Annotated in this window: 10 protein-coding genes; 7 read left to right on the top strand and 3 right to left on the bottom strand. The window is 37.3% G+C overall.

Annotated elements, in window-relative coordinates; genetic code table 11:
• Positions 1–32 precede the first annotated feature (32 nt).
• The gene (locus tag IGK21_RS08950; RefSeq protein WP_034700879.1) at positions 33–1,325 is read left to right on the top strand and encodes a voltage-gated chloride channel family protein; all 1,293 of its coding nucleotides are present in this window, start codon (positions 33–35) and stop codon (positions 1,323–1,325) included.
• Between the two features lie 62 nt (positions 1,326–1,387).
• Here the strand turns inward: IGK21_RS08950 and IGK21_RS08945 are convergent, their stop codons facing one another.
• The 3 genes from IGK21_RS08945 to IGK21_RS08935 form a co-directional block, all read right to left on the bottom strand.
• Entirely contained in the window at positions 1,388–2,587 is a 1,200-nt protein-coding gene (locus tag IGK21_RS08945) for a YdcF family protein (protein ID WP_010718504.1), read from the bottom strand.
• Between the two features lie 312 nt (positions 2,588–2,899).
• Complete coding sequence (locus IGK21_RS08940; RefSeq protein ID WP_034700875.1) at positions 2,900–4,207, bottom strand: serine hydrolase; 1,308 nt, start codon at positions 4,205–4,207, stop codon at positions 2,900–2,902.
• 124 nt (positions 4,208–4,331) lie between these two features.
• The gene (locus IGK21_RS08935) at positions 4,332–4,454 is read right to left on the bottom strand and encodes a hypothetical protein (RefSeq protein ID WP_010718502.1); all 123 of its coding nucleotides are present in this window, start codon (positions 4,452–4,454) and stop codon (positions 4,332–4,334) included.
• A gap of 232 nt (positions 4,455–4,686) precedes the next feature.
• Here IGK21_RS08935 and IGK21_RS08930 point away from each other — a divergent pair, with 232 nt between their 5' ends.
• The 6 genes from IGK21_RS08930 (at position 4,687) to asnS (ending at position 12,645) form a co-directional block, all read left to right on the top strand.
• The gene (locus tag IGK21_RS08930; RefSeq protein WP_181915062.1) at positions 4,687–5,793 is read left to right on the top strand and encodes a baeRF6 domain-containing protein; all 1,107 of its coding nucleotides are present in this window, start codon (positions 4,687–4,689) and stop codon (positions 5,791–5,793) included.
• A gap of 443 nt (positions 5,794–6,236) precedes the next feature.
• Positions 6,237–6,437 (top strand): cold-shock protein, encoded by a 201-nt coding sequence (locus tag IGK21_RS08925; protein WP_005875554.1) that lies wholly within the window; start codon positions 6,237–6,239, stop codon positions 6,435–6,437.
• A gap of 283 nt (positions 6,438–6,720) precedes the next feature.
• Complete coding sequence (locus IGK21_RS08920; RefSeq protein WP_025480124.1) at positions 6,721–9,501, top strand: helicase C-terminal domain-containing protein; 2,781 nt, start codon at positions 6,721–6,723, stop codon at positions 9,499–9,501.
• Between the two features lie 77 nt (positions 9,502–9,578).
• Positions 9,579–10,100, top strand: a complete 522-nt coding sequence (locus tag IGK21_RS08915) for a cell wall elongation regulator TseB-like domain-containing protein (protein ID WP_010718499.1) — start codon at positions 9,579–9,581, stop codon at positions 10,098–10,100.
• A gap of 19 nt (positions 10,101–10,119) precedes the next feature.
• Positions 10,120–11,310: a pyridoxal phosphate-dependent aminotransferase gene (locus IGK21_RS08910; RefSeq protein WP_034700871.1), complete on the top strand. Its 1,191-nt coding sequence runs from the start codon at positions 10,120–10,122 to the stop codon at positions 11,308–11,310.
• Between the two features lie 36 nt (positions 11,311–11,346).
• Positions 11,347–12,645 carry an asparagine--tRNA ligase gene (asnS, locus tag IGK21_RS08905; RefSeq protein ID WP_010718497.1) on the top strand — a complete coding sequence of 433 codons (1,299 nt, stop codon included), beginning with the start codon at positions 11,347–11,349 and terminating at the stop codon, positions 12,643–12,645.
• The last annotated feature ends 63 nt before the right edge of the window (positions 12,646–12,708 follow it).

The following is a 12,708-nucleotide window of genomic DNA, read 5'->3' as shown; positions in this document are numbered from 1 at the left end:
TTAGTAGGCGTTTTTTTTGAGGAGGAAAAGAGATGGAAAATCGATTACCTGATCCAATTAGGGTCGTCGTATACATGGTCAAGTGGCTATTAATCACATTGTTATTGGGAATCTTTATGGGGAGTTTATCAGCCTTTTTTCTCAATAGCTTAACATGGGTTACTAATATACGCCTTGCTTCACCCTGGTTGTTGTTTCTTTTACCAGTAAGTGGTGGAATTTTTGCTTTTTTATATAGTAAGTACGGAGGAAATTCTGGTAGAGGAAATAACTTAGTGATTGATCAAGGAAATGGTGGGGAAGAAAAAATTCCTTTACGCCTGATTCCTTTAACGTTATTTGGAACGATTACCACCCATTTATTTGGTGGTTCTGTCGGACGAGAAGGAACAGCTGTGCAAATGGGAGGCGCTTTAGCAGAAAATTTAGCCCGTCTCTTTCGGTTAAATAAAGTAGAACGGGAGTTATTGGTGATCAGCGGGATCAGTGCTGGTTTTAGTTCCGTTTTTGGTACGCCTCTGGCTGGAACACTATTTGGGTTAGAAGTTTTAGCAATTGGAAAAGTTAGAACAGAAGCCTTATTTCCAAGTTTTTTTGCAGCACTGTTTGCTAACTTTGTGACTGAAAGCTTTGGGGTGAAACATATCCATTACCCTATGGGGACGATTCCAAATTGGGATGTATCTCTTTTCTTTAAATTATTCGTTGCAGGCATTGCTTTTGGTCTTATTGGTTGGGTATTTAGTCGTTCGATTGTTTTTTTGAAAACTTGGTATGCCAAAAGAATGGCTAGTCCAGTTCTACGTAATTTTATTGGCGGAGCTGTGGTCGTCATCGCAGCGCTCTTATTGCAAACCCAAAGATATTTGGGGCTCAGTTTGCCTTTGTTAACTGATGCCTTTAATGGTACCGCCCATTTCTATGATTTTCTTGGAAAGCTTGGATTTACTGTCTTGTCTTTAGGTGCTGGTTATCAAGGTGGAGAGGTAACTCCTTTATTTGAAATCGGAGCGACATTAGGTGCTGCTCTAGCACCAATCTTACATGTGTCCATTCCTTTTTTAGCAGCCTTGGGATTCATTGGCGTCTTTTCAGGAGCAACAAATACACCCATTGCTTGTTTTGTTATGGGAATCGAATTGTTCGGTGGACAAGCAGCCAGTTATTTCTTTATGATCTGTCTGGTGAGCTTCATGTGTTCTGGTAATAGTGGAATTTATTCAGCACAAAAAGTAGTAGTGAAAAAGGGAATTCTTTTCCTGCCAATGATGGGAAGTCAGAAACAGTCTGAGCGATCTAAGGGGAGAACGAAAGCACGAAAATAGTTGTTGCAAAAGGAAAGATTACAAAAAGTAAAAGGCATTTGGGGGGCACCCAAATGCCTTATTTAAATAAAGATGCTCAAAGCTGCGAATAATACGGTAAATAGCACGATTAAGCCACCAACGATCAAGTGTCTTTTTTTGTGCAGAACCAAGATGGCGATATATTCTCGCAAAAATGCATTCGGCAAGTAGTAAAAGGCAGTTTTCGCTCCGATTCCATCCGCTTTTAAACCAGCTTGCTTTGCATAAAGACCTGCACGGAAGATGTGGTAATTATTAGAAGTGAAAATCGCTCGATATGGCCCACCAGTTTGTTGATCCATGAGTTCTTTAGAAAAACGCATATTTTCTAAAGTTGTCTTTGAATTGGCTTCCACCAAGATATCTCTCTCAGGAATGCCTTTAGCTAAAGCATATTGCTTCATCGCAATTGCTTCCGGCACTTTTTCATCTGATCCTTGACCACCAGACATCAATAGAATAGGCGGGTTCAAGGTTGCTTTACTTTGTGCCCAATAAAAGGCGATCGCTTTGTCGATTCTTTTTGCTAAAAGAGGGGATACCGTTTCGCCATTGAGTAGACCAGCCCCTAAAACGATAATGTAATTTTGGTTGTATCGTGGACGGTTGAACTGATACAAAAAAGAAACGGTTATAAAGTTATAGAAAACCACAAAAAGATAAAACAGAATCAATGGGACAGCCGTGAATAATACATTGAACCATTGTGGGAAATATTGGATAAAGAAGATTTGAAATATAGTATATAACGTCAAAAAGATTGCTAATAATAAAGTTAAGAGATTGGCTAATGAGCGAGATTCTCTTTTTAAAACTAATAACCCGTTCCAAAATAAAAAGACGATCAAAATGTAAACGCCAAATAACAAGATCAACAAAACGGGGATAGCAATTATTGCAAATAAACCACCAATAAAAATATTTTGTGTTTCAAGCAGCAAGGTGACTAAGTAGCCGCCAAAACTAATTAAAAAGAAATTGAACAATACCCCGTTCAATAGTTTGCGTTTTTCAGTAAAATAGGAGAATGCAAAAATACTGAAAAAAACAAGTGGGATCAAAAAGTAAAAGGTGGAATAAAAAATTTCCAAAACAATGAAGTAAGTGACCATCATCATAAATGTCCAAGATCCACAATAAAAGAACAGAGCAGGATCACTTTGACGACGGCGCCAATAAAGAATACCGGTAAACCCTAAAACATAGAGAACCAAGAAAGTCAGGTCTCTTGTCAAATTCATAGAATTAACTCCTTTCGTTTAATGAACACGAAATAAAACGTGTTTTGTTTAGGTTGATACCAATTTACGCAAAAACGATTGAAAAACGATTGATTGAAAGATAAAATCAATAAAATTGACACAACCTTTACTATTATAGCTAAAATTAGAGAAAAAAGCTGTTCTGAAAAATTAAAAACTAAAAAAAGGAAAACTTGAGGCATGTAGCAGGGATTGTTAGATAAAAGTACACCTCCTAAGTTAGACAATGACATTCTGACTTAAGAGGTGTACTTAAAATTCTACGTTCTACTTGTTGGTATTTTAGCTGGATTAGAACAAATTACTAAAAAAATCAGTAACATGTCGCCAACCAATCACAAAGATATTTGCTTTTTCAACTGATTTAGCAGTAATAATATCTGTGGTTGGTTCTTTATTGTCTTCCAAATAGCCCAGTGAATCATCGGCTAAGGTAATCGTTGCTGTCCCTACCTTCATACCTTTATTGACGGGGGCTGCTACTTGATCATTCGTTACGACTTTTTTATCAAGGGTAGGAGTAATTTTTAATTTACCAGTATCCATACCATTTCTTACCCAAACTTTTACAGGATTTTTTAAGGCAACTGCTACTGAAGTTTCTTTGCCATCTTTCACTGCTAAGTTTTTTAAATCTGGAATACTTGCATTGGACTTTCCAAGTTCTTTAATTGACCAATTATCATAGCAGTAATCCATTAAACGTCCGGTTTCGTTGAAGCGGGCACTTGGATTTGTAGCATGGTCATCGGCATTTAAAACAACCGTAATGACTCGTCTACCATCTTTATTGATCGTTCCAACAAAACAAGCACCAGCAAATTCAGTTGTACCAGTTTTTAAGCCATCTACGCCTTCTTTGTAGTTAACAAACCCAGAAAGCATCCAATTCCAATTCACCATTTCGACAGGAGACTGAGTCCCTTCGCCGAACGTTTCATTAGTAGTATTTGTCACTTTTAATACCTCAGGGAAATCTAAGATCAAGTGTCTGGCAACGATCGCAACATCTTTGGCTGACATTTGGTTTTCTTCTGTTTCCGAGGTACCTTCAGGACGATTCTCACCGAGATAGGAATTATTTAATCCAGAGGCGTTCACAATCGTTGCGTCGTTAATACCCCAATCTTTTAATTGTTTTTTCATCAATTCAAGAAACTTTGTTTCACTGCCAGCTATTTTTTCTGCTAAAGCTACCATTGAGGCGTTAGCAGATTGAATAAAGGCTGAATCAAAAAGTTCTTTGACCGTATAGCTGTTCTCTTTGTGTAAAGGTACATTTGACAAGTCAGGAACAACGCTCAATTTTTCAGCATAATCTGAAATTGGCACTTTTTCATCCCAAGTCAGTTTTCCTTCTTTTACTTGATCAAGAACGATATAAAGACCAATTATTTTGGTGATTGAAGCAATTCCCATTGGTTTTTCTCCATCTTGATCATAAAGGATCTTACCATTCTCTGCATCAACAGCAAAAGCGGCTTTTGCATTGACTTTGAATGATTCGTCAGCGTGAACTGCTGTGATTGGTAAAATCGCAGTGAGGCACAAGATCAAACTTGTTAATAACATGAACAATCGTAATTTTTTTTGAGGCATTTATTTTCTCCTTGTTTTCTAATAGTTTTCCTATAAATTAAAATTTTATCAAAGAGATAGAGTAGTTTCAATATTTCTGATAAAAACATAATAAAAGATATTTATAGAAAAAGGAGAAAAGTGGTTACTTCTCTTGATCTTTGCTACGAATTTTTACCGGTTGCACTTCTGGCTCATTCAATCGAGAAGCAACAAAAATAGTAACAGCAGTTAGGGTTAATAAACTGAAGATCATGAATATGTGCATGTGATCACCTCATTCATTTATTTTCTCTTAGTGTAGCAAAAAGAATTGAATTTCTTTTTAAGAAATGAAAGGAATGATTGAGTAAAGTATGAAATAATTATGAAATTAATTAAATAAAACAAAAATAGAAATAAGTCGTTTTATTAAAATTCGTTTTATTATCTCGAAAAAATTTGTTGTGGTAGACTTTACTTATAGTAAAGGAATGACTTTTTTTAGGAGGGATACGATTATGACAAAAATGGCGAAAGAATTATTGTCACAGCTGACTTCAGAAGGTGCTACAGGCCCATTCGTCACGATTATGTTGAACACCCATGTCGCACATCAAGATGTAGAAAAAGATCAAATCAAGTTCAAAAATTTTGCGAAAGAAGCAAAAAAACGGTTTGAAAAAAAATATGCTGAACATGACTGGTCCTTGTTCCAAGAAAAAATCACTAGTTTGTTAGAAGATGCTTCATTTTGGCGAAGCGCTACAACAAGCGTGGCTGTCATCTTATCTCCAGAACATACGTATATCCATCGCTTAGGTATTCCTGTAGATGACCAATATTATGTGAGTGATCTGCCATATCTTCTAGCGATTATCAAAAATAGTCACTTTAACTACACTTATTATCTACTAGGATTGAATCGTGATTCAATGAAGTTGTACGAAGTAAACAATAAGCAGGTAACTGAAGTAAAATTACCGGAAGATGCACCGAAAGATGTAGTAACTGCTTTAGGTTCGGAGTTAACAGGTGGCGGATTAAACTATACTTCAAATGGTAGTGAGGGAGCTACGTTTCATGGTGTCAATCCAAAAGATGAGGAAGTAGAGATCGACTGGGTCAATTATTATCAAGCAGTTGATGATTATCTTAAGGATACCTTTGACAATCCTGAAAAACGCCCAATTTATCTCTTTGCGTTACCGGAAAACCAAACGATGTTCAAAAAAATTGCTAAAAATCCGTACTATTGTTCTGATGTGGCGATCTCTGCCTCACCTGCACAATTATCGTTAAAAGAAATCGAAGCAGGAGCTAAAAAACTTTCTGAGGAATTAGCTGCGAAAGAAGCAGAAGGGTATAATCATTTGTTAGATAAAAAATTTATCGATCAACTAGTGGATATCGTTCCAGCTGCTAAAGAAGGGAAAATTTCTCACTTGTTTATTGCTACGTCTAACTTAGTGGATGGATTTGGAGAAGATCCAGAAACAGAGTATGATCGCCGTCAAGTTTTAAATGAATTGGCAGATAATGTCATCATGAACGGAGGACAAGTAGTCATTCTTGAACAAAAAGAGGCACCAGATGAGAAAAGTTTAGTAGCAATCCTTCGTTACTGATAGAGTGCCATGAGATTTTGCATTTTGAATAAAGAAATGAAAGAGCACGACTGGGGAAATTTTTTCCTCAGTCTTGTTTATGGTTAAAAAATAAAAAGTAGAAGAAATCAATTCAACTGGTGTTATTTTACTATCAACTATCGTTCTTATGGGGAATCTTATCAAAAAAAATCGTTAGAGAAAGTCTGAATTATAAGGAAACGATTCCATATTTGTTAGGACGGAATACAGAGATATCCCTCTTTTTCTCGTTTTTGTCAGAAAACACCAGATGAAAAGGAAAAAAAGAAGGGAAAATAGTGGCTATTTTGTAACCGATATGATATATTAAGAGTGTAGTTTTTGTTCGGTAATCTGTGGCATGTTTCAAATAAACATCTTCCAGATATACACCATTCAAGTAATTGCAAAATATGTGTTGAAACACAAGGAGGATTTTTATTATGGAAACAGGTACAGTAAAATGGTTTAACTCAGAAAAAGGTTTTGGATTCATTACAGCAGAAAACGGTAACGATGTATTCGTTCATTTCTCAGCTATCCAAGGCGACGGATTCAAAACTCTTGAAGAAGGTCAAACAGTAAACTTTGACGTTGAAGAAGGTCAACGTGGCCCTCAAGCAACTAACGTTGTTAAAGCTTAATTAATTGATTTGAATAAAAGCTCGATAACTACATTGTAGTTGTCGAGCTTTTTTGTTTTGGATCAATCACGAAGTTAAATACGTTCTTCAGATAAGTAGAATTGATTCTGCATCAATAGGTAGTTGAGTAATCAGCCGGTAGTTAAGGTGATCAGATGATTTAGAAAGTGAACCAATAATATAAAGGTTTTTTTCATAAATAGAAAGAGAGATTAAGAAATTTTCTGGTGATTGTAGTATAATCGCAAGAGAACATTTAAAGGCAAGAGAAGAGGAAGTAAATTTGAAATCAAAAACTTATGCAGTTGTCGATATTGAAACGACTGGGACAAATCCAAAAGAAGATCGCATTATCCAATTTGGATGTGTCATGATTGAAGGTGGTCGAATCACTTCTCGTTTTTCGATTGATATTAATCCCGGACGCAAGATTTCCAAACAAATCCAACATCTGACAGGAATTACCAATCGTCGTGTCCAACAAGCACCTTATTTTGAAGATGTGGCCGCAACCATCTATAATCTGTTGGCGGATACGATTTTTGTTGCTCATAATATTTATTTTGATTATAACTTTCTTAATCAGGAGCTATTAAGGTGCCAAACACCGGGATTAAAGATTCCTGGCATCGATACTGTTGAATTAGCTCAAATCTTCTTGCCAAGTGAGCCAAGCTTTCGATTGGCTGATCTGTCAGAGAGTCTAGGCTTTATTCATGAAAATCCACACCAAGCTGATAGTGATGCCGAAGTGACTGCCCAACTTCTTCTATTGATTGAAGAACGGATGCGCCGTTTACCATTAGTCACATTAGAAGCCATTTATGCATTAAGTGGGCAAACAGGAATGGATACAAGTCGATTTATTCAAAGTGTGATGGAAGAGATGAGAGAACAACCTCAGCCGTTAAACGAAGAATTAGAGATAATTGATGGGTTAGCTTTGCAAAAAAAAGAAGTAGATCTTTATACCAGCATTCATTACAACGAGCAAGTTTATCCTAGAAAGAAACAAGCTAAAGAAAAGATATTTGGGAAAACATTGATGTATCGCAAGGAACAAAATCGCTTGATGAATGCAGTATACGACCATTTTACCAAAGATGAGTCCAAAGATTTGATGATTGAAGCCGCTACTGGAATGGGAAAAACGATCGGGTATCTACTCCCACTCAGCTATTTAGCCACTCCTGAAAAGCCGGCGATCATCAGTACTGTCTCACTGGTACTCCAGCAACAGATCTTGGAGAAAGATATCCCATTGTTAAATCAATTGTTGGATCAACCGATTCAAGCAACAGTGATTAAAAGTTATCGCCATTATATCGATTTGCAAAGGTTCAAAGCGACCCTTGAAGCGCCAAAAGAACAAAAACAATATTTACTTTACCAAATGGCAATCCTTGTTTGGTTGACTCAAACGAAAACCGGTGATTTAGACGAATTGCATTTGACCAACTTGAATCATCTTCTCTTTAGTGAGATTGCCCATCGGGGGACTTCATTTTTAGCTAAAAATCAACCGTTTTATGCACAAGATTTTGTTCGTTTTTTAGAGAGAAAGATCCAGCAAAGCAATTTTTTGATTGTGAATCATGCCTTTTTAGTCCAAGAAACCCAAAGAAAGCGACCATTGTTACCAGAGAGTCCATATTTATTGATCGATGAGGCGCATCATTTGCCTGATATTGCAGAGAAAGTCAATGATCGCCGCTTAAGTATTGCGTATTTTTTCAAACAAATCCAACAGTTTAACGAATCGGATCATTTGTTTGACCGGATCAAAGCGTATTTACCAGAAAACCACGAAGTTCAACGTTGGTTAGAGATTTACCAAGAGGAGTTAAACGCACTTAACGAAGCGCAAATTTTTCTGGCAGAAGGACTGAATCAATTTGCGGCAAAGCAAACAAACGGTCAGTATCCAGAAGAAATGATGGTTACTCAAGAAATGCTTTCGCAGTTACCATTTGAGTCGAGTCTTGCAATTGACCATCTCCATGTGTTTTATCGTGAAATCAAACAACTACAAGACCAAATGCGCTTAAGTTTGACAATCATTCAAGAAAGCTGGACGAAACAAATGCGCATTGATTTAGCCACTCTTTATCAATTATTCGATCAAATGGAAAAGCAAGCAACTTTGATGGAACAGTGGCTGGAAGATTGGCATGAAAATTTGATCCATTGGTTTGTTCCCAACAAAACGGCGCAACAAACGATTTTTCATCTTCACGATTTCAAGGCAGCCTCACTGAAAAGAACAGTTTGGTATCCGCGCTACACGCATATTTTATATATTGGCGGCACGCTTAAAGTGGGACCGAATCGTCAGTATCTTGCGAAACGTTTAGGAATTGAAGGTACACCATTGAAAGTGATCGCATCTCCTTATGATTACGAAAAACAAGCCCGTATCTATGTACCCAAAGAAGCACCGTCAATTAGTCAAGTTGATCAGCAACAATACGTGGACTATTTGTCTCAGACGTTGTCTCAATTGATCTTACAAGAAAAGCGGCCAATCTTGGTTTTGTTTACGTCACATGATATTTTACAAAAAGTTTATCAGGCGATTCATTTATCCATGTTAGAGCAAGGACGGGAAATCTTAGCCCAAGGGATCGGTGGTAGCCGACAGAAATTGTTGAAACGATTCATGCTGTCTGAAATGAGTGTTTTATTTGGAGCTGATAGTTTTTGGGAAGGTGTGGATTTACCGGGGGATGCTTTACAGATTGTCGTGGTTACCCGCTTACCTTTTGACAATCCGTTACGACCGATGGTGAAGGCAAGGAATACCTACCTTGAATCAGAAGGAATCAACCCATTCTATCAAGAATCGATCCCTAAAGCTGCTTTAAAATTGAGACAAGCCTTAGGAAGATTGATTCGTGGTGAAGAAGATCGAGGCGTTTTATTGATTCTGGATCGTCGATTACTGTCTGCGAAATACAGTAATCGGATCTTGCAGGCCTTACCGAAGAATATTACGATCAAAGAAGAAACATTGGACGATATTTGCAAAGATATCCCAAAATTCTTAAAGAAAAACGAAGAATAAACTTCTTCAGACAATCTATTTTCGCATGAAAAATCTGCTATAATAAAACTTAGCGAATATAAAAGGAGCGACGATCCTTGAAGAAACAATCAAAACAAAAGCAAGAATCTCCGAAAGAAAAAACAATTAATCATGTATTACTAGGGTTGATTATCGCTTTATTAGCGATCATCGTATTTAGTTCGATTTTTTATTTACGTGCGAGCCGCCCAAGGATGCAAGCCAAACAAGAAGCAATTGAGATTGCTAAAAAATACGCAGGACTTGAAGAAGCAGATCACTTTTATTGGTTTACTCGGAATCATACTTACTTTTCTTTGACTGGTAAAAACGATAAAGGGCAAGAAATTGCGGTCATTATTCCTAAATCGGGCGAAAAGGTCAAAGTATTAGCTCAAAAAGATGGGATAACTGAACAAGAAGCAAAAGAAAAAATTGCTCAAGCTCATCCAGAAGTCCAAATCGAAAAAGCTTCACTAGGAATGTACGATAATCAAGCTGTCTGGGAAGTTGTTGGAAAAAATTCAAAGGATCAATTCAATTATTATTTGCTTTCTTTCGAGTCAGGGAAAGAAATAAAAACTATCACTGGAATATAATTTGTAAAGGATGAGTAGGATGAAGCTGTCAAAAAGAGTACAACAATTAGAACCTTCTGTGACGCTTGCTGCAGCAGCAAAAGCAAAAGCTTTGAAAGCACAAGGAAAAGATATCTTAAGTCTAACGGTCGGAGAACCTGACTTTGCAACGCCCGAAAATATCCAAGAAGTGGCGGTTCAGGCAATTAGAAACGGCAAAGCAAGTTACTATACGCCGAGCGCAGGGATTCCTGAACTACGCCAAGCAATTGTCGATTATATCAAGGAGTACTATGGGATCACCTATGAACCTTCTCAAACGATTGTAACGGATGGTGCAAAATTTGCGTTATATGCCCTTTTTCAGACGATTTTAGATCCTGAAGATGAAGTGATCATCCCAGTACCTTATTGGGTAAGTTATGGAGAGCAAGTAAAATTAGCAGAAGGTCGACCGGTATTTGTTAAAGGCGAGGAAAACAATGGATTTAAAATAACTGTTTCCCAGCTAGAAGCATCACGAACCCCTAAAACGAAAGCATTGATTATCAATTCTCCTTCGAATCCGACAGGAATGATCTATGATCAAAAAGAGCTGCAAGCAATCGGAGAATGGGCTGTCAAACATGATATTTTGATAGTTGCAGATGATATTTATGGACGTTTAGTTTATAATGGCAATGAGTTTACTCCAATTGCAACAATCTCTGAAGCTATTCGTAAGCAAACGATCATCATCAATGGGGTCTCAAAAACTTATGCAATGACGGGATGGAGAATCGGCTATGCTTTAGGGAACCAAGAAATCATCGATGGGATGATTGCAATTGCTTCTCAATCAACAAGTAATTCAACAGCAGTCAGCCAATATGCTGCGATTGAAGCGTTGACTGGTGAGCAAGATCCAGTGGAAGAAATGCGCGTGGCATTTGAAGAACGCCTAAATATCTTATATCCACTTGTTTCAAACTTACCTGGAGTGACACTTAATAAACCACAAGGTGCTTTTTATTTGTTTCCGAATGTAAAAGAAACGTTGGCTATGTGCGGTTATGAGAATGTCACGAAGTGGGTAGAAGATCTATTAGAGGAAACGGGTGTTGCTTTAGTAACTGGTGAAGGATTTGGTGCGCCAGAAAATGTGCGATTAAGTTATGCAACGGATCTTGGAACTTTGGAAGAAGCAGTCCGACGTATTGCGCAATTTATTGAGAGTAAAAGTCAAATATAATCCTAATAATTAAGGTAGAGCGAAGGAGAGTCATAAGTGGAAACAATTCAAATCATTGATTCGAAAAATCATGTAGGAGAAACAGTAAAGATTGGCGCTTGGGTAGCAAATAAACGTTCAAGCGGAAAAATTGCTTTTCTACAACTAAGAGATGGAACGGCTTATTTTCAAGGAGTAGTTGTGAAAAGTGAAGTTCCAGAAGAAGTATTTCAATTAGCGAAAAATCTTCACCAAGAAACATCAATCATCTTGACCGGAGAAATCCGTGAAGATAGCCGTTCAAAATTCGGCTACGAAATCGGGATTAAGACAATCGAAGTTGTCAGTGAAAGTCATGATTATCCCATCACACCTAAAGAACATGGAACTGATTTTTTGATGGATCACCGTCATTTATGGTTACGTTCTTCCAGACAACATGCAATCATGCAAATCAGAAATGAAATTATTCGTGCAACATATGAGTTCTTTAATAACCATAACTTTGTCAAAATCGATCCTCCAATTTTAACTGGTTCTGCACCAGAAGGAACGACTGACTTATTTGAAACGAACTATTTTGACCAAAAAGCGTACTTATCACAAAGTGGTCAATTATATATGGAAGCTGCAGCGATGGCTTTTGGTAAAGTATTCTCCTTTGGTCCAACATTCCGTGCAGAAAAATCAAAGACACGTCGTCATTTGATCGAATTTTGGATGATTGAACCTGAGATGGCATTTACACATCAAGAAGAAAGTCTAGAGGTCCAAGAACAATATGTTGCTTTCTTAGTACAAAATGTATTGGATCACTGTGATTACGCATTAGATGTCTTGGAACGAGACAAAGAAGTATTGAAAACTTATACGAAGTTACCATTCCCACGTATCTCTTATGATGATGCGATTGAATTATTGAAGAAAAATGGGTTTGATGATATTGAGTGGGGCGATGATTTTGGTTCTCCGCATGAGACATTCATTGCCAATTCATTTGAACAACCCGTATTTATCTTGAATTATCCAAAAGCAATCAAACCTTTCTATATGAAACCACATCCAACTCGTGAAGATGTAGTGATCTGTGCCGATATGATCGCACCAGAAGGATACGGTGAGATCATTGGTGGTAGTGAACGGGCAACGGATTATGAATTCTTATTAGAACAGATCAAAAATCATGGTTTAGACGAAAATGAATATTCTTGGTATCTTGATTTGCGTAAATATGGTTCAGTGCCACATTCTGGATTTGGATTGGGCTTAGAGCGAACAGTTACTTGGATCGCAGGTATCGACCATGTGCGTGAAGCAATTCCATTCCCACGTTTGTTGAACCGTATCTATCCATAAAAATGAAATAGCTGGTTCAACCACAAAAAACTGCAGAAAGTGGCCTCTTAGGAGGTTAACTTT

Source organism: Enterococcus sp. DIV1421a, assembly GCF_051711025.1.
Taxonomy (GTDB): domain Bacteria; phylum Bacillota; class Bacilli; order Lactobacillales; family Enterococcaceae; genus Enterococcus_B; species Enterococcus_B hirae.
This window is presented reverse-complemented; position numbering and strand designations above follow the sequence as displayed.

Bases quoted from the DNA above. Each gene is read 5' to 3' on its own strand.
- IGK21_RS08950 (WP_034700879.1), top strand. From the start codon at position 33: ATGGAAAATCGATTACCTGATCCAATTAGGGTCGTCGTATACATGGTC.
- IGK21_RS08945 (WP_010718504.1), bottom strand. From the start codon at position 2,587: ATGAATTTGACAAGAGACCTGACTTTCTTGGTTCTCTATGTTTTAGGG.
- IGK21_RS08940 (WP_034700875.1), bottom strand. From the start codon at position 4,207: ATGCCTCAAAAAAAATTACGATTGTTCATGTTATTAACAAGTTTGATC.
- IGK21_RS08935 (WP_010718502.1), bottom strand. From the start codon at position 4,454: ATGCACATATTCATGATCTTCAGTTTATTAACCCTAACTGCTGTTACT.
- IGK21_RS08930 (WP_181915062.1), top strand. From the start codon at position 4,687: ATGACAAAAATGGCGAAAGAATTATTGTCACAGCTGACTTCAGAAGGT.
- IGK21_RS08925 (WP_005875554.1), top strand. From the start codon at position 6,237: ATGGAAACAGGTACAGTAAAATGGTTTAACTCAGAAAAAGGTTTTGGA.
- IGK21_RS08910 (WP_034700871.1), top strand. From the start codon at position 10,120: ATGAAGCTGTCAAAAAGAGTACAACAATTAGAACCTTCTGTGACGCTT.